Below are 17,309 nucleotides of genomic sequence, written 5' to 3' on the forward strand. Positions count from 1 at the left end.
AAATTTCCACTCAGCCGCGCTCGCCGTCCAACGCGGAAGCCTCCTCGGGCGGGTGGAATTCGGCATAGCGGCGGGCGAATTCGACTCCGGGAACCGGCCATTGTTCGCCGGTGGATCCGCGGACCACCCAGTCGCCCTCCGCCGCGATCGTGGGCCCTTCCAAAGTGTTTATGGTCTCGCCCGGGTAGGCGGGGCGAGCCTGGACGCACCCCTTTCGTCGCCAACGCCCGTCGCCGGCGGGCTCATACGTGTCCCGGAAGATGTCGTCGCGCACCGACCACACCTTGCCGTCCTCCTGCACGGCCCAGTCACCGGCGTCAGCCCGCATCGTGTGCCCCGAATCCGACGCCCATGTCCACGGGGCGCTTCGTTGTTCGGCGGCCACCGTCCCCACCCGGGTGAAGGATCGCCACAGCGGCCGCGACCGGAAGCCCAACTGGCGCAGGCTCCACAACGTCCCCGCCAGGCTGCGCACGGCGGCGTTGAGTAAGGTGGGATCGTTCTCGACCGCCGGCCAGTCGACCAGCTTGTCGTGGATCTTGCGCGAATCGTCGCGCGCAGAACCGTATCTCCAGCCGTTGCGGCGGTAGTAGCGGCACCAATCCTCATGCTCGGCCCGGGCCATGCTCATTGCCGAATCGCGGTCGAAGCCCATCAAGGCAAGCTGTTCCAGGGGCGGGAGATCCGCCATCTCGTGGCCCGACAGCTGTGCCGGGGGACTGCCCCAGGTGTTCCAGGTGTGCCCCGCGATCTGCTCGACCATCCACAGCGCGTTGCGCACCTGCCGCCGGTTGGATCCGCGGTAGAACTCGTTGAGCTCGGCCCAGGGCATCGCGGCCGCCGACCGCGGCGCGTCCGGGTCGATCGTCGAGACATACCGCTCGTGGATCAACCTCGCCGCGCGCTCCCAGGCGTCCTGCACCTGGCCCTCCTGGCTGTCCAGCACCAACGAGTAGGACTGCAGCCGCCCGACCACCTGGATCGAGTCGTCGCTGATGCTGGTGTTCAGGTCGGAGGCGTAGATGGGCATGTCGGGAAAGCGGGCCGCCAGCCGGGCGGCGGTCGTTGCGGCGTGGGAGTCCACAAAGATCACGGCGCTGGTGGCGTGGTCGGCGTCGCCGATCAGCTTCAGCATGGTGGGAACGGTCGGTGCCTCCGCGGTCGCATCGATCGCGGGGCCCTCCGAGGCGAATCCGGCCTGCTGCCGGTAGAACTCGTGATCCGCCAAGTACTCCGCGGCGTCCTTTTCGACCAACGTCAGCGCGGGTAACGGCACCGCGCCGGGCGGGGTGTAGAAGTCGCGCTCCAGCGCCCGCTGCGTCAGGTCCGCGCACAGCGCTAACGTCAATTGTGATGTGCCGCATACGAATACGCGCTTCGTTCGCCCGCTCGCAATGATGCCGTCGAGCAATCTGCCGGCGGTCACCTCGTACTTGCCGACCACGTCCGCCGCCCAACGGGTGTCCGAGCCGCCGAATTGTTGGGCCCGCCAGGCCTGGGCCAGCCACGGGTCGTCCATCCGCACGATCAGCGGCAACCGCCGTTTGCGGGCGACCTCGTCGAGTCGACGGCTGATCAGGTCCAGCCACAGCAGGTTGATCGCCGGGTCGGGCGCCATCAGATAAAGCCGGGATAGGTTGCGCCACAGCCGCAACGACACCAGCGTGGACGGGTTGTTGAAGTCCACCAGGACCACCCGCGCGCCCTGCCTGCGAGCCCGCTGCACCCGGTCGTCGCTGGCGCCGGTGATGACGACGAGCGTGCCGCGCCGGTCCAGTGTCCGCGCGACCGCGCTGACGATCGACTGCGTGTCCGCGTCGACGCCGACGATGGCCGTGACGGAATCGGCCAGGTTGGCGCGCACCCGATCCACCTGAGATCGGAAGACTCCGACGACGACGCCGCCCAGTCCGGTGAAGATCGCCGAGAGCGCCGCGATGCGGGCCAGCTCCAGGCCGACCGGCGTGGGGTTGGGACAGGTTCGGCCGCCCACCGAAAAATCGCCGGTGCCGCCCTTGACCAGGCTGGCCGTCGCCATCAGCGGGGTGAACAAGGCGGGATGGTTGGCGTCGTGGCAACCCCAGTAGGAGGTCAGGCCAAGGACCGCCGTCATCGGGACCAGGCTTGCGATCAGGGTGAAGGAAACCCCCACCATCCGATGGCTTCCGCCGGAGCGGAAGGTCAGCACCGACGCGGCGATCAACACGGTCACCACGATCGCCAGCGTCGGCATCGATCCCGGCCGGCCGAACCATGCGAGGGCCGGCGGCAGCGCGTCGATGATGCCGGGCTGCAGGTCCAAAACGGCCAGATAGACGATGAGGAGCAGGCCGACGGCGGTTACGCCCCAGCGCAAGATGGGCGAGGGTGTCCTGGTGGAGGGCATCCGCCGATCTCCCTTCGCGCGGTATCGGCTGTTCGGACGTCGAACAGTACACGCAAAAGATGGGCCGAAGGCAATGATTCCGGGGCCGCGCGCATAGCCGAGTTGGCCACGCGGGCAACGGGTCGGAGGTTATCCGGCGTAACGGGAGAGCCGGGCGGAGAGGTGCGGCACCAGGCCGCCGTCGGCGTCCACCCGTTCCTCGACATAGGCTAGGTCGCCGCCCTCGACGATGCCGTAAAGCCGTTTGGCGCCGCCGACCAGGACACCCGATCGGCTGCGGGCCAGTGCGTCGGTCACCAACTCCCACGACGACTGAGTGCGCGGCCGTCCGTAGAACAGCTCCACGTAGCCGGCCGAATGGGCCAGCAGCAATTCGATCGCCTGCGACTCGCTGGGGTCGTCGGGATCGCTGACGAAACGCCAGAACCCGGTCTCGCGCAAACCGCGCTCCTGGTAGTCGCCCGCCTCGCTGAGCCGCCACGAGCGGGATTCCCAATTCAGGTAGTCACCGCCGTCGTGCGATACCACGATCTGCTGGCCGAAGCGGTAATCCCCGTCATGCCCGCGGCCCTCGCCGTGCCCGCGCCACACACCCACCAGCGGCAGCAGCGCCAGCAAGGCGTCGTTCAGGTTGGCGCCTTCACGCAGGTTGGCGGTGTCGGCGGGAAGCGGCAGATCGTCGAAGGCGGGGATGTTGCGGCCGGCGGTCAGCTTGGCGCGCTCAGCGGCGGCGGCCACCGCGCGGTCGCCAGAGCTCGCAGAACCCAGTGGTTCGTCGGAAGCCGTGCGCCACTCCTCACCATCGCTGGCGGGAGGTACCCCCGCTGGATCGTCGCCGGCGCGGGTCACGATTCATCGGTGATAAGCCGGTACAGCGTGTACAGCGCGAACCATGAGATCACCACGACCGCCACGACCAGCATGATCTCGAAGAAGAGCACCACGGGGACAAGTCTATTCGTCTCTGTTCGCCCCGGGCGATCCCGGTCAGGGCAGCCGGGGCCTCAGGCGATTTTGACGTCCACCTCGTGGATGCCGGCGCCCGACGGGCTCACCACGGCGTTCCCGTTGCCGGAGGCCGACAGCGCCCGCAGCGTCCAGGACCCCGGCGCCGCGAAGAACCGGAAGTCGCCCGTGGCTGACGCGACGACCTCGGCGGTGAACTCGTCCGACGAGTCGAGCAGGCGGACAAACGCGCCGCCCACCGCCTGGCCATCGCTGTCGACGACGCGGCCTGTGATCACCGTTTCCTTCTCCAAGTCGACGCTGGCGGGCAACGTCACTCCTTGTTTCGGGGCAGAGCACATATCAGCTTCCCAACTCGATCGGGGCACCCACCAGGGAGCCGTATTCCGTCCAACTTCCGTCGTAGTTCTTGACGTTCTCGTGGCCGAGTAATTCCCGGAGCACGAACCAGGTATGCGAAGACCGCTCACCGATCCGGCAATACGCGATCGTTTCCTTGGAGCCGTCCAACCCGGCGTCGGCGTACAGCTTGGCCAGATCCTCGTCGGACTTGAACGTGCCGTCCTCGTTGGCCGCCTTGCTCCACGGCACGTTGATCGCCCCGGGAATGTGGCCGGGCCGCTGGCTCTGCTCCTGCGGGAGGTGCGCCGGCGCCAAGATCTTGCCCGAGAACTCGTCGGGCGAACGCACGTCGACGAGATTCTTGGTGTTGATGGCCGCGATGACCTCGTCGCGGAACGCGCGGATGGTGTTGTCCGGCGCGGCCGCGGTGTACGAGGTGGCCGGCCTGCTGACGGTGTCGCTGGACAGTTCGCGCCCGTCGAGTTCCCACTTTTTGCGGCCGCCGTCGAGCAGCTTGACCTTGTCGTGCCCGTACAGCTTGAAGTACCAGTAGGCGTAGGCGGCGAACCAGTTGTTGTTGCCGCCGTAGAGGATCACCGTGTCGTCATTGGCGACGCCTCGCTCGCTGAGCAGTTTCGAGAATTGCTGCGCGTCGACGAAGTCCCGCTTGACCGGGTCCTGCAGGTCGGAGCGCCAGTCCAGCCTGATCGCGCCGGGGATGTGGCCGGTGTCGTATGCGCTGGTGTCCTCGTCGACTTCCACGAAGACGACACCGGCGGCGTCGAGATTGCTCTCGGCCCAGTCCGCGGAGACCAGGACGTCGGAGCGTGCCATGCGGTGATCCTTTCGATCGCTTTCTAAAAACGGGTCATGCGTTGCGCGCGGCGCTTCGGAAGCGCGCGACCAGCGGGTAGAGCTGGCAGCCCAGGCAGATGCCGAAGGCCGCATTCAGGAAGGCGGCGGTGAGTGCCGCGGCGGTGGCGACGACGCCGACCAAAAAGGCACCCGCGGCGAACGCGACGACGCCGACGACCGCGAAGATCAGGCCGACGAGTTGGGCGAACTTCAGCGGTGCGACCGGTTCGCGTTCCTCGACAGGGCCGAGGCGGGGCGCCACGAAGCGGGCGAATATGCGCCCGTACGGGTGCCTGCGCGGGCCGCCGGCGGCGCCGATCGCGAAGATGATGGCCTGCACGCCGAGAACGACGGCCGCCGCCAGCGGGCTGACGGCGGACACGGCGAGGGTGATGACCAGGACCGCGGTCGTCACCCAGGCGGCGAACCTGGGACCACGCACGTCGACGATGTCCGGCTGGGTTGTGGTGTTGCTGCTCGGCACGGTACTACTCCTGGATACGCCTGTTGCTTATGGGAACGAACGACGGGAGACGGGCCTCGGTAACGTCCCGGGGTTGCTCCGAGTGCTTACGCGAAAGCGCGCGGCGACTCAGCAGCTACAGCGACAGCAACAGCCCGCGGTGCGGCACAGGTCGACTGCGCGGCGTTGGGTGAGCAGAGGCTCAAGGCGGGCTAGCACGTCGGCAAGCTTACCGAATGAGAGACGGCGATCAAATTTACGGCAATCGCCGCGCATACCGCGGGCCGCGGCGCCGGCCGGCTCACGACTGCCTGAAGCCGTCCAGGTTGACGGTGACCCCGTAGCTGATGCCTTCGATGATGATGTCGGAGCCGCGCGCCCCCTCGGTCTTGGGTGCCACCCCGAATGGAAGCCGCTGGTTGGCCAGCCGGGCCGTGAATGCCCGCAGCACCGCGTCCCGCTTGTCATCCGGAACCGTTTGGTCCGCGGTGTCCGCCCCGGTCAGGACGCCGGTCGGGGTGATCACCAGCGTCGCCGGGTCGTCCGGGGCGATGGAGAGGTCCACGGAGACGCTGACCCGGTGTTCGAAGTTGGCCGAGTGTGGGGTGCCGCTGAACACCACACCGTGGCTGTCGGAGATGCCCGACGCGGTGACGCCACCGGTGGCGGTGTTGGTTTCCTTGGGCGGCGCCTCGACCATCAGATCGCTGATGCCCATGTACCGGCCCAGGTGCGTCGAGTCGATGATGACGCGGCTTTCCAGCTTGCCCACCGACAGCTTGGCTTCCGGCCCGATCAGCCACGACGCGTGGCTCAGGTCGACCGAGTACATCGTGGCTTCGAGGGTGGCCTTGCCGACCGTCGCGTGGTCGACGGCGTTGGCCTTGATCTCCAGCTGGTTGTAGTGGTCGCGCATCGCCTGGGGGATGAAGGGGAACGCCACGATCGCCACGAACGGGTCGGACCGCAAATTGGCCGCTTTACGCACGCTGCACGACAGCCGGTATTCGGCGTAGATGCTGCTCCCGTAGTCGATGGCGACCGCGCCGGCCACCACCACGGCCACGGCGATCCCCGCCGCCGCCACCGCCACCGCCACCTTGCGCACCCGCATATTGTCGCGTAATCCTGCGCCCGAACTGTCGGCGACCGCCCCGGTGTTGGCGCTCACACTGCGCCGTCGCCGCACCAGAGTGGCAGGTGGCAAGTTATCGTTAGATGACCTGGCAACTAACGCGTTGTTGCGTTGCGAGTTGTGAAGGTGCCGTTCCCCGAGCTGGAGGGGCTAGTTGGAGCTATTACTGCTGACCTCGGAGCTGCATCCCGACCCGGTCCTGCCATCGTTGTCGCTGCTTCCCCACGCCGTCCGGACGGCGCCGGCGGAACCATCCTCGTTGCTCGAGGCCGGGACAGCGGACGCGGTACTGGTGGATGCGCGCACCGACTTGTCGTCGGCGCGCGGCCTTTGCCGCCTGCTGAGCACCGCCGGCCGTTCCGTCCCGGTCCTGGCCATTGTGAGCGAAGGCGGGTTGGTGGCGGTCAGCGCGGACTGGGGGCTGGACGAGATCCTGTTGCCGAGCACCGGGCCCGCCGAGATCGACGCCCGGCTGCGACTGGTTGTGGGCCGCCGTGGCGGGCTGGCCGATCAGGAAAGTGCCGGCAAGGTGAGCCTGGGCGAGCTGGTGATCGACGAGGGCACCTACACCGCGAGATTGCGGGGCCGCCCGCTCGACCTGACCTACAAAGAGTTCGAGCTGCTCAAATATCTGGCCCAGCACGCCGGTCGCGTCTTCACCCGTGCGCAGCTGTTGCACGAGGTGTGGGGATACGACTTCTTCGGCGGCACCCGCACCGTCGACGTGCACGTGCGTCGCCTGCGCGCCAAACTCGGCCCCGAATACGAGGCCTTGATCGGCACCGTCCGCAACGTCGGCTACAAGGCGGTCCGGCCGGCACGCGGACGCGCGCCGATCGCGGACTCGGCTGAGGACGAGCCCGCCGACGACATCGAGTCCGACTCCGAGGATTTGCAACAGCCGCTGGGCGACCCGTTGCGCAGTCAGTGACCGCGCCCGTCTGGCGCTCGACGCTGACCGCAGACGAGCAACGGCAGGTGCGCGAACTCATCACGGCCGCAACCGAATTCGATGGCGTCGCGCCTGTCGGTGAACAAGTGCTGCGCGAGCTGCCGCACGACCGCACCGGGCACCTGCTCAGCCCCGGGACCGACGGAGTCGTCGTCGGCTACCTGAATCTGTCGCGCGACCCCGGCGCGGCGATGGCGGAACTGGTGGTGCATCCCCGCGCCCGGCGGCGTGGTTTCGGGACGGCGCTGGCGCGCGCGGCGTTGGCCGAGACCGCCGGGCGCAACCGGTTCTGGGCGCACGGCACGCTCGAACCGGCCCGGGCCACCGCCGCCGCGCTCGGTCTGGTTCCCGTCCGCGAGCTGCTGCAGATGCGACGCACGCTGCGCGACACCCATGACCTGGTGCGCCCCGTGCCCGGGGTGCGGGTCCGCACCTACGCGGGCACCTCGGACGACGCCGAGCTGCTGCGCGTCAACAACGCCGCCTTCGCCGGGCACCCCGAACAGGGCGGCTGGACCGAAGTCCAGCTGGCCGAGCGGCGGGACGAATCCTGGTTCGACCCCGCCGGTCTGTTCCTGGCGTTCGACGACTCCGACACCGGTCAGGCGGGCAAGCTGCTGGGCTTCCACTGGACCAAGGTGCATCCCGATCAGCCCGGCCTGGGGGAGGTCTACGTCGTGGGGGTCGACCCCGCCGCGCAGGGCCGGGGCATGGGGCAGATGCTGACGGCCATCGGCATCGAGTCGCTGGCGGATCGGTTGGCCGGCTCGGCGGAACCGACCGTGCTGCTCTACGTGGAGTCCGACAACCGCGCAGCGGTGCGCACCTACCAGCGCCTGGGCTTCACCACCCACAGCGTGGACACCGCCTACGCGGTCGCTTCGGCCGGCTGACAATGCGCGGGCAGGGGCGCGTACCCCGGCCGTTCACCTGCGCTTGCTAGGGAGAGGGTGCCGTGGGCTGCGCCGGAGCATATTTTCGCGACGACCTGGCAACCTCTTGGGAGACGGCCGGCGGCACGCGGGCAGGACAACGCGTCAGGAAGCGAGATCGGTGAGGCTCGACAGGGGAGGTAGAGCGCTGGCCGCGCTGGTCGTGGCTGTGGCGCTCGGCAGCGGCACAATCACCGGCTGCGGCAGCGACCAGAACCGCCGCGGGGCGTCGCCGGCGGCCCTCTCGGGGCCGACGGGCACGGCGGGATGCGGCGGTAAGAACAAGCTGACGGCGGAGGGCTCTACGGCTCAACAGAACGCGATGGCATTGTTCAACCAGGTCTGGGGCCAGTACTGCCCGGGCAAGAGCGTGTCGTACAACCCGACCGGTTCCGGCGCCGGGCGCGAGCAGTTCATCGCCGGCCATGTCGACTTCGCGGGTGCCGATTCCCCGCTGGCCGCGGACCAGATCGGTCCGGCCTCCGCACGCTGTGACGGAAACCCGGCGTGGGACCTGCCGCTGGTGTTCGGGCCGATCGCCCTGGTCTACAACCTCGCAGGGGTGCCTGCGCTGGTGGTCAGCAGTGACGCGCTGGCCAAGATCTTCAGCGGGCGGATCACGGTCTGGAATGACCCGATCCTGGCGGCGCTCAATCCCGCCGTCGTGCTGCCCGACACCAAGATCACGCCGATCTACCGGACGGACTCGTCGGGGACCACCGACAACGTGCAGAAATTCCTGACGGCCGCCGCGCCGCAGAGCTGGACCAAGGGCGTGGGTACCGAATTCCAGGGCGGGGTCGGCGAAGGGGCCACCAAGTCGGCCGGTGTCGTGCAGGCCGTGCGGACCACCCCGGGCGCCGTCGGCTACGTCGAGAAGGGCTTCGCGGACCAGGCCGGCCTGCCCTACGCCCAGATCGGCACCAACAAGGGTGGCGTCATCCCGCTCACCAACGAGACCGCCGGAAACGCCGTGCGGGCGGCGAATTTCGTCGGCGATGGCAACGACATGGTGCTCGACCTGAATTCGATGTACAGCTCCCAGGACCCGCGGTCCTACCCGTTGGTCCTGGCGACCTACGAGATCGTGTGCTCGAAGAGCTCCGACGCGGACACCGCCGGTGCGATCAAATCGTTTCTCACGGTGGCCGCCGGCAGCGGGCAGGCCGACCTTCCGACGGCCGGCTACGTTCCCCTGCCCGATAAGGTCAAAGAGCGGCTGGTCGCCGCGATAAACGCCCTGCAGTGACCAAGTGGCCCCGGCCTTAAGGAGCGACAGAACTGTGCCGGGATCACAGTGACCACGCCAAACCCCGCCGACGCCGGTTCGGGCGCCACCGTGGCCGCGCCCTTCCCCGAGGCCCCGCTGGTACCGATCAGCCCGTGGGGACAGGCCCGGCCGCACGTCGGGGATCGGGCTTTCCGTTGGCTCGCCAACGGTTCGGGCTTGCTGATCGTGGCCGTGATCGGCGCAATCGGCGGATTCCTGCTGTTGCGTGCGATACCGGCGTTGCAGCGCAATCGAGAGAATTTCTTCAGCTACGGCGGCAACTGGGTCACCACCGATACCGCGGCGATGCACTTCGGCATCTCTGATCTGCTGAAGGTCACCGTATTCGTGTCGGCGTTCGCGTTACTGCTGGCGATGCCGGTCGCGCTGGGCGTCGCCATCTTCATCACGCAATACTCGTCGCGGCGCGCGGCCGGCCCGCTGGCCTACGCCGTTGATCTGCTGGCCGGGGTTCCGTCCATCATCTACGGTGCGTGGGGCCTTTATGTGCTGGAGCCGCAGCTGCGCCCGGTGGCCACCTGGCTGAACCGATCGCTGGGCTGGTGTTTCCTGTTCGCCCACGGCAACACCTCGGTGGCCGGCGGCGGCACCATCTTCACCGGCGGCATCGTCCTGGCGGTGATGATCCTGCCGATCATCACCGCCGTGACCCGCGAAGTGTTCATCCAGACACCGCGGGAGCAGATCGAGGGCGTGCTGGCGCTCGGCGCCACCCGTTGGGAAGTGGTGAAGACGATCGTGCTGCCGTTCGGGCGGTCGGGCTATATCAGCGCGGCGGTGCTGGGGCTGGGCCGCGCCCTGGGGGAGGCCGTCGCGCTGCTGATCATCCTGCGCGGCACCCAGGCAATGTTTGGCTGGTCGCTGTTCGATGGAGGCTCGACCGTCGCGACCAAGATCGCGGGGACCGCCGCCCAATTCGATGACCGATACAAGGCCGGCGCGTACATCGCCGCGGGGCTGGCGCTCTTCGTGCTCACCTTCCTGGTCGACGCTCTGGCGCGGGGCGCCGCCGCCGGTACCCGATGGGGCGGCCGATGACCTCGATGCTGGACCGCCCGCTGAAGCCGCGCACGTTCTCGCGGCCCAGCCGGCGCCGGCGGGCCGCGGATCACGTTGCGCTGGCGCTGGTTTCGCTGTCGATGGTGATCGCGGTGACGCCCCTGCTGTTGGTGCTGTACTCGGTGGTCGCCAAGGGGGCCAAGGCGGTCGCATCGACCGTGTGGTGGACGCACTCGCAAGCGGGCATGACGGCCTTCGTGGCCGGCGGGGGCGCCTATCACGCGATCGTGGGCACGGTGTTGCAGGGAGTGGTGTGCGCGCTCATCTCGATCCCGGTCGGCGTCATGCTCGCCATCTATCTGGCCGAATACGGCGGTGGCACGGCACTGGGCAGGCTGGCCTCGTTCATGGTCGACATCCTGAGCGGGGTGCCGTCGATCGTGGCGGCGTTGTTCATCTACGCCCTGTTCGTGGCGACGCTGGGCCTTCCCCGATCCGAGTTTGCGGTATCGCTGGCATTGGTCCTGTTGATGCTCCCGGTAATCGTGCGAGCGACCGAGGAGATGCTTCGAATCGTCCCGGTTGATCTGCGCGAAGCCAGCTACGCGCTGGGCGTACCGAAGTGGAAGACGATCCTGCGGGTGGTGATCCCCACCGGGCTGTCGGGCATCATCACCGGCATCCTGCTGGCGACGGCCCGGGTGATGGGCGAGACGGCCCCGTTGCTGATCCTGGTCGGCTACGCGCAGTCTATGAACTTCGACATCTTCAGTGGCTTCATGGGGACGCTTCCCGGCATGATGTACAACCAGACCAGCGCCGGCGCGGGCGTGAGCCCGGTCCCGACGGATCGGTTGTGGGGTGCCGCCCTGACCCTCATCCTGGTGATCGCCACAATCAATGTCGGGGCCCGAGTGATAACCAGATCCCTTGGCGCCAAAAAGTCATAGGCAGGAGCAGTAAGTGGCCAAACGGTTGGACCTCAAAGCCGTCAACATCTACTACGGTGCGTTTCACGCGGTCGCGGATGTGACGTTGTCGATCCTGCCGCGCAGCGTCACGGCATTCATCGGCCCGTCAGGTTGTGGCAAGACGACGGTGCTGCGCACGCTCAACCGGATGCATGAGGTGGTCCCCGGCGGACGGGTTGAGGGCAGCGTGCTGCTCGACGACGAGGACATCTACGGCGCCGGAGTTGACCCGGTCGGTGTGCGCCGTGCGATCGGGATGGTGTTCCAGCGGCCGAACCCGTTCCCCGCCATGTCGATTCGCGACAACGTGGTGGCCGGTTTGAAGCTGCAGGGGGTGCGCAATCGCAAGGTGCTCGACGAGACGGCCGAGTACTCGCTGCGCGGGGCGAACCTGTGGGATGAGGTCAAGGACCGGTTGGACAGGCCGGGCGGTGGGTTGTCCGGCGGTCAGCAACAGCGCTTGTGTATCGCGCGCGCGATCGCCGTGCAGCCCGATGTGCTGCTCATGGACGAGCCGTGTTCCGCGCTGGACCCGATCTCGACGATGGCCATCGAGGAACTGATCAGCGAGCTCAAGCAGGACTACACCATCGTCATCGTCACCCACAACATGCAGCAGGCGGCCCGGGTCAGCGACTACACCGCGTTCTTCAACCTGGAGGCCGTCGGCAAGCCGGGGCGGTTGATCGAGGTCGACGACACCGAAAAGATATTTTCCAACCCCAGCCAGAAGGCGACGGAGGATTACATCTCTGGCCGCTTCGGCTGACCCGGTCGCCTACTGGGGTGCCGGTTTCGATTCCTCTTCGGGGAGCTTTCCGGTCGCCTGGAAGATGACGCGCCTGGCCACTTCGACGGCATGGTCGGCGAAGCGCTCGTAGAACCGGCCGAGCAGGGTGACGTCGACCGCGGCCGCCACCCCATACTTCCATTCGCGGTCCATCAACACCGAGAACAGGTGGCGGTGCAGATCGTCCATCGCGTCGTCCTCTTCGCGAATCCGGGCGGCCTTCTCCGGATCGCGGGACATCACCACCTCTTGCGCACTGTTACCCAATTCGACTGCGACACGGCCCATTTCGGCGAAATAGCCATTGACCTCTTCGGGGAGCGCGTGCTGGGGATGCCTGCGGCGCGCGATCTTCGCGACGTGCAGGGCCAGCGCGCCCATCCGGTCGATATCGGCCACCATCTGGATCGCGCTCACTATGGACCGCAGATCACCGGCGACCGGTGCCTGCAAAGCGAGCAGCACGAAGGCGCTCTCCTCGGCGCGGGCGCTGAGCGTGGCGATCTTTTCGTGGTCGGAAATCACTTGCTCGGCCAGCACGAGATCGGCCTGCAACAGGGCTTGGGTGGCCCGCTCCATGGCGATACCCGCCAGCCCGCACATCTCGCCGAGCTGCGCGGATAACTCCGAGAGCTGCTCATGGTAGGCGGTCCGCATATCGCCAAGCCTACGTTCTCGGCGCCGAAAACGGGTGGCGGAGCGCCCAAAAGCGCCTACTCGCAGGTGGTATCGGCAGCGTTGGTGACGGTCAGGTCCTCGGGGAGCTTGGCCGGCGCGCTGCCCGACCCGCGTTCGATCTGCAGGCTGATCGACGAACCGCTCGGCTGTGGGGTGGCGACGGATTTGAAGTCGGGTCCGAGCACCACCTGAACCACCTGTCCGTAGCCGGAAATCCGCTGAACCTTCGCATTAACGAAAGAGGACGCGACGGTCGCCGCGGCCTGCTCGTTGCCCGCCGAGAACAACACCGTCGTCGTGTTGACCGGGCTCGGATAGTCGTCCGGCGTCATCACGTTGAAGCCGTTGCGCTTGAGCTGGCTGGTCGCCGTGGTGGCCAGGCCGCTCTGCGTCGTCGCGTTGGACACCCGCACCGTGACATCGCCCGGCGTGGTGGTGGTCACCTGCTCGTGTCGGGCCTCCGGGGCCGCGGTGGGGGCCGGCGATGGCTTGGTGGCGGGCGCCTTCGTCTGACCCGATTTGTCGGACGCCCCCAAATTCTTTGCGTTCTGGTCGTTTTCCTCGGGCAGCGGATCGTCGTTGATGATGGCGTCGAACAGTGCCCGCATGTCGGCCATGCGCGGCGGTTCGTCGCCGTTCTGGTCGGTCACGCCGGTCGGCACCGTGACGAAGGTGACGTGCCCGGCCGCCATCCCCTGCAACGACTGGCCGAGCTGGATCAGGTCCTTCGACTGCACGTTGTCGACGACGGTGTCGCTGATGAACATGTTGACGACGTTGTTGAGCTTGTTCAGGTCGAGCAACGTGTCCTCGGAGATCAGCGAGCGCAGCAGCGACGACAGGAACAGCTGCTGGCGTTTGATCCGGCCGTAGTCCCCGTTGGTTTCGGTGGTGACCTGGCGGGCCCGGACGTAATTAAGGGCGGTCGGGCCGTCGAGCACTTGGCGGCCGCCGTGCTCGAGCACTGTGCCCAGCTCATAGTCGTGCAGCGCGGATTTCGAGCACACCTCGACGCCGCCCAGAGCGTCGACCATCTTGGCGAACCCGGCGAAGTCGACGGCGATGAAGCGGTTGATGCTCAACCCGGACAGTTTCTGGATCTCCTTGACCAGACACTTCGGGCCGCCGAAGGCGAACGCCGAGTTCAGTTTGGTCTCCGTATAGACCATCTTGGAGCCCCATGTCTTGGTCTTCGCGTCGTAGAGGGGCCCGTACTTACCGGTGTCCGGGTTCCATGCCTCGCACTGTATCGGGGTGATCGCCAGGTCGCGGGGGAACGAGACCGCCACCACCCGCTTGCGGTTGGCCGGGATGTTGACCAGCATCACCGTGTCCGATCGCGCGCCGCCCGCGTCTTCGGTATCACCGGCGCCCATGTTGGCGTTGTCGCCCGCGCGCGAGTCCATGCCGACGATCAAGAAGTCTTCGTCACCGTATTGCCCGCTGCGGTCGCGAATGTCATCCGATCCCTGGTCGAGGGCGCTGATGGTGTTGAGCCGGGCGTTCTTGGACGTGCTCCACTGCCACGCCCCGCCGGTCAACGCCACGGCCAGCACGGCGAACAGTGCCGCCACTGAGCGGGCGGCCAGCAGCATCGGGCGGTAGCGGCGGCGCGGTCTACGCGCGTGCGCGTCGGGAGTCTCCTCGGCTGCCGGCCCGTCGCCGTTTCGGCGGTCGCCGGCCTCAAGGTCCGGAAGTTCCGAGACCGCGCCGAGCGAGTAGGCCAGGTCCTCGATCACCTGGGTCTGCTGCAACTCGACCGGCAGGTCCGATTCAGCCTCGGCTGCATCGGGCTCCGGTTCGGCGCGGCGGTGCGTGGACCGACCGGTCGATGGGGCGCCGAGCTTGGCGATCAGGTCGGCGACGCTGACCCCGCCGCCGGTGTGGGACCCGGATCCCTCGTCGTCGGCTGCTGAGGGCTGGAGGGTCTCGACGGCGGAATCGGTCTGCCATAGGTGCACGCTGTAGTCGGACGGGGGCTCCGAGAACCGCTCCCACGGGGCGGCGCCCAGCGCGGCGCGCTGAGCGCCGCGAGTGGCGTCGTCCTCGGCGTCACTCATGTCCTACCGGCCTCCGAAGCTCTGATGCGGATCTCAGCGTGGCCGTGCGCAATGCCGTCCCAGCGCTCGGGCGTTGGCGGCGCTGCGGCTCGTACCACCCTGGGGTCGCACTCCTTTGTCGCGCTCGCGCGGCGGCGCGTTACCGGCCGCCGCAGAACGCGCAATGCAGCAAGGCCCACATCGTACTGAGTTATCGCTCCGGACGCGATTTCGAGCGGTCGTTCAGCCGCCGGAGTGCATCACGTCGGCGCCGGCCGGCACGGCGCAGTCGTCGGGGTCCGTCAGCCAGCCTTCGGGCAGCGCAACCCGGGCAGCTGACCCCTGCCGGCCCCGGGGGCCGCCGGCCGCGTCGGGGAAGGGCACCGCGCCGTCCAATTGGCTTAGCAGAGCATCGAGTTCGTCCAGCGTCTTGACCATCGCCAGCGCGCGGCGCAGTTCCGAACCGGCCGGAAAACCGTGCAGGTACCAGCCAATGTGCTTGCGGATGTCGCGCATGCCCTTGTCCTCACCGAAATGCGCGGCCAGCAACCGCCCGTGCCGGCGGACGATGTCGGCGACTTCGCCCAGCGTGGGCGGGGTGGGGGCCGGACTGCCGGTGAACGCGGCTGAGAGTTCGGCGAAAAGCCAGGGCCGGCCCAGGCACCCGCGGCCGATGACGACGCCGTCGCAGCCGGTCTTGGCCATCATCGCCAGCGCGTCACTGGCGTCGTAGATGTCGCCGTTACCCAGCACCGGAATCGTCGTCACGTGTTGCTTGAGCAGCGCGATTTGTTCCCAGTCGGCGGTACCGGAGTAACGCTGCGCCGCGGTGCGGGCATGCAGCGCGACCGCGGCGGCTCCCTCGGTTTCAGCAATGCGACCGGCGTCGAGGTGCGTGTGGTGCTCATCGTCGATGCCGACGCGGAACTTGACGGTCACCGGCACTGCGGAGCCCTCGGTGGCGCGGACGGCCGCCGCGACGATCTGGCCGAAAAGGCGCCGCTTGTAGGGCAGCGCGGCGCCGCCGCCGCGCTTGGTGACCTTGGGCACCGGGCAGCCGAAATTCATGTCGATGTGGTCGGCCAGGCCCTCGTCGACGATCATTTTGGCGGCGTCGTACGTCGTCGCCGGATCGACCGTGTAGAGCTGCAGCGAGCGCGGCGACTCGTCGGGGGCGAACGTGGTCATGTGCATGGTGACCGGGTGGCGCTCGACGAGAGCGCGCGCCGTCACCATTTCGCAGACGTAGAGCCCGCTGACGGTGCCGACCTTCGACCGTTCCAGCTCACGACACAGCGTCCGGAATGCGACGTTGGTCACGCCCGCCATCGGGGCCAGCACCACCGGGCTGGCAAGCGTGATGGGACCGATGCGCAACGTTGGGTTACCGGCGGCTCATAGCCAGCTTGCCGGCGGTTTGGTGCAACTCGAATGCGGTGGTCTTCTTGCCGGTGCGGGCCTCACGCTCGAGCTGGCGCTGCTTCGAGATCTCGAACTTGTCGCAGGCCTGCTCGAGTTCCTTGATCAGCAGGGCGAGGTCGTCGCGCATCGCCGCCGCCTCACCGGTGAAGTCCTCGCGCTCGAAGATGCGCCATTTCTTCAGGACCGGCATGACGACGTCGTCGAGGTGAATGCGGGGGTCGTACACCCCGCCGACGGCGATGAAGACGGCCTTGCGCCGGAACTCGGGCACCTGGTAACCGGGCATCTGGAAATTCCGCAGCACCTTATGCAACGACTTCATCGCCTGGTTGGGGGAGGCGGAGAACCCGGCGTCGCTGACGTCGCGGTAGAAGATCATGTGCAGGTTCTCGTCGGCGGAGATCTTCGCCAGCAACTGGTCGGCGATGGTCTCGTTGCAGGCCTTGCCGGTATTGCGGTGCGAAATGCGGGTCGCCAGCTCCTGGAAGGTCACGTAGATGACGGAGTCGAACAGGCTCTCGGCGAACAGGTCGGCGCGGACCTGCTGGTTCTGGCCGGGGCTGAAACCGCGGTTCACCACCTCGATGCGCAGTTTCTCCAGCTCGACGGGATCCACCGCACGGGTCACTACTAGATAGTCGCGCAGCGCGATCCCGTGTCGGTTTTCCTCGGCGGTCCAACGGTTGACCCACTGGCCCCAGGCGCCGTCGAGGCCGAAGTTCATCGCGATCTCGCGGTGGTATGACGGCAGGTTGTCTTCCGTCATCAGGTTCTGCACCATCGCCACCTGGGCGAGGTCAGAGAGCTGGCTTTCCTCGGGGTGCCAGTCCCGCCCGCCCAGCGCGTAGAAGTTCTTTCCGTCCGACCACGGGATGTAGTCGTGCGGGTTCCAGTTCTTGTGCATGCTCTCGTGCCGGTTGAGGCACTTCTCGACCACCGGTTCGAGCTCGTGCAGCAGCTGTAGGTTTGTCAGCTCGGCTGACATGAAGGCCCTCCAGTTATCTGTGTCGACGGGTAGCAGTCAATATATCTGTGTATCCCAGTAGCATCAAGGCGCCTTGCCGCGCGCCGCGTAACGGTTAGATGCC

Annotated in this window: 17 protein-coding genes; 6 read left to right on the forward strand and 11 right to left on the reverse strand. The window is 67.5% G+C overall.

Annotation, left to right across the window (positions count from 1 at the left end):
* Window positions 1-10: 10 nt before the first annotated feature.
* The 7 genes from A5695_RS21070 to lmeA all read right to left on the reverse strand — a co-directional run bounded on the left by A5695_RS21070 (window position 11) and on the right by lmeA (window position 6,126).
* Window positions 11-2,386: a hypothetical protein gene (locus tag A5695_RS21070; protein ID WP_068086695.1), complete on the reverse strand. Its 2,376-nt coding sequence runs from the start codon at window positions 2,384-2,386 to the stop codon at window positions 11-13.
* 129 nt (window positions 2,387-2,515) lie between these two features.
* The gene (locus A5695_RS21075) at window positions 2,516-3,154 is read right to left on the reverse strand and encodes an FABP family protein (RefSeq protein WP_068087058.1); all 639 of its coding nucleotides are present in this window, start codon (window positions 3,152-3,154) and stop codon (window positions 2,516-2,518) included.
* Between the two features lie 236 nt (window positions 3,155-3,390).
* Window positions 3,391-3,693, reverse strand: a complete 303-nt coding sequence (locus A5695_RS21080) for a DUF1416 domain-containing protein (protein ID WP_067269500.1) — start codon at window positions 3,691-3,693, stop codon at window positions 3,391-3,393.
* Window position 3,694: 1 nt separating this feature from the next.
* A complete protein-coding gene (locus A5695_RS21085; protein ID WP_068086698.1) occupies window positions 3,695-4,528 on the reverse strand; it encodes a sulfurtransferase in 834 nt (277 codons plus the stop codon).
* 34 nt (window positions 4,529-4,562) lie between these two features.
* On the reverse strand, window positions 4,563-5,033 hold the full coding sequence (locus A5695_RS21090) for a DUF4395 domain-containing protein (RefSeq protein WP_068086699.1): 471 nt from the start codon (window positions 5,031-5,033) through the stop codon (window positions 4,563-4,565).
* Window positions 5,034-5,141: 108 nt separating this feature from the next.
* Window positions 5,142-5,288, reverse strand: a complete 147-nt coding sequence (locus tag A5695_RS30370; RefSeq protein ID WP_369830219.1) for an Ms5788A family Cys-rich leader peptide — start codon at window positions 5,286-5,288, stop codon at window positions 5,142-5,144.
* Between the two features lie 25 nt (window positions 5,289-5,313).
* The gene (gene lmeA, locus A5695_RS21095; RefSeq protein WP_068086701.1) at window positions 5,314-6,126 is read right to left on the reverse strand and encodes a mannan chain length control protein LmeA; all 813 of its coding nucleotides are present in this window, start codon (window positions 6,124-6,126) and stop codon (window positions 5,314-5,316) included.
* Window positions 6,127-6,301: 175 nt separating this feature from the next.
* Here lmeA and A5695_RS21100 point away from each other — a divergent pair, with 175 nt between their 5' ends.
* The 6 genes from A5695_RS21100 (at window position 6,302) to pstB (ending at window position 12,061) form a co-directional block, all read left to right on the forward strand.
* On the forward strand, window positions 6,302-7,078 hold the full coding sequence (locus A5695_RS21100; RefSeq protein ID WP_067752184.1) for a response regulator transcription factor: 777 nt from the start codon (window positions 6,302-6,304) through the stop codon (window positions 7,076-7,078).
* Window positions 7,075-7,992 carry a mycothiol synthase gene (mshD, locus tag A5695_RS21105; RefSeq protein ID WP_068086704.1) on the forward strand — a complete coding sequence of 306 codons (918 nt, stop codon included), beginning with the start codon at window positions 7,075-7,077 and terminating at the stop codon, window positions 7,990-7,992. Before A5695_RS21100 ends, mshD begins: the two co-directional genes overlap by 4 nt.
* A gap of 160 nt (window positions 7,993-8,152) precedes the next feature.
* Window positions 8,153-9,280: a phosphate ABC transporter substrate-binding protein PstS gene (gene pstS / locus A5695_RS21110; RefSeq protein WP_068086707.1), complete on the forward strand. Its 1,128-nt coding sequence runs from the start codon at window positions 8,153-8,155 to the stop codon at window positions 9,278-9,280.
* A gap of 48 nt (window positions 9,281-9,328) precedes the next feature.
* Window positions 9,329-10,360, forward strand: coding sequence for a phosphate ABC transporter permease subunit PstC (gene pstC / locus A5695_RS21115; protein WP_369830220.1), 1,032 nt, complete (start codon window positions 9,329-9,331; stop codon window positions 10,358-10,360).
* Window positions 10,357-11,271 carry a phosphate ABC transporter permease PstA gene (gene pstA, locus A5695_RS21120; RefSeq protein ID WP_068087059.1) on the forward strand — a complete coding sequence of 305 codons (915 nt, stop codon included), beginning with the start codon at window positions 10,357-10,359 and terminating at the stop codon, window positions 11,269-11,271. Before pstC ends, pstA begins: the two co-directional genes overlap by 4 nt.
* A 13-nt stretch (window positions 11,272-11,284) precedes the next feature.
* The gene (gene pstB, locus A5695_RS21125; RefSeq protein ID WP_068086713.1) at window positions 11,285-12,061 is read left to right on the forward strand and encodes a phosphate ABC transporter ATP-binding protein PstB; all 777 of its coding nucleotides are present in this window, start codon (window positions 11,285-11,287) and stop codon (window positions 12,059-12,061) included.
* Window positions 12,062-12,070: 9 nt separating this feature from the next.
* On the opposite strand, the gene phoU is transcribed toward pstB, so the two are convergent.
* The 4 genes from phoU to A5695_RS21145 form a co-directional block, all read right to left on the reverse strand.
* Complete coding sequence (gene phoU, locus A5695_RS21130) at window positions 12,071-12,739, reverse strand: phosphate signaling complex protein PhoU (RefSeq protein WP_068086716.1); 669 nt, start codon at window positions 12,737-12,739, stop codon at window positions 12,071-12,073.
* A 56-nt stretch (window positions 12,740-12,795) separates the two neighbouring features.
* Complete coding sequence (locus A5695_RS21135) at window positions 12,796-14,820, reverse strand: LCP family protein (protein ID WP_068086719.1); 2,025 nt, start codon at window positions 14,818-14,820, stop codon at window positions 12,796-12,798.
* A 222-nt stretch (window positions 14,821-15,042) separates the two neighbouring features.
* The gene (gene dusB / locus A5695_RS21140; protein ID WP_068086722.1) at window positions 15,043-16,176 is read right to left on the reverse strand and encodes a tRNA dihydrouridine synthase DusB; all 1,134 of its coding nucleotides are present in this window, start codon (window positions 16,174-16,176) and stop codon (window positions 15,043-15,045) included.
* Window positions 16,177-16,183: 7 nt separating this feature from the next.
* On the reverse strand, window positions 16,184-17,206 hold the full coding sequence (locus A5695_RS21145) for an acyl-ACP desaturase (RefSeq protein WP_068086724.1): 1,023 nt from the start codon (window positions 17,204-17,206) through the stop codon (window positions 16,184-16,186).
* Between the last annotated feature and the right edge of the window lie 103 nt (window positions 17,207-17,309).

Source organism: Mycobacterium sp. E1747, assembly GCF_001667775.1.
In the GTDB taxonomy this organism is placed as follows: Bacteria; Actinomycetota; Actinomycetes; order Mycobacteriales; family Mycobacteriaceae; genus Mycobacterium.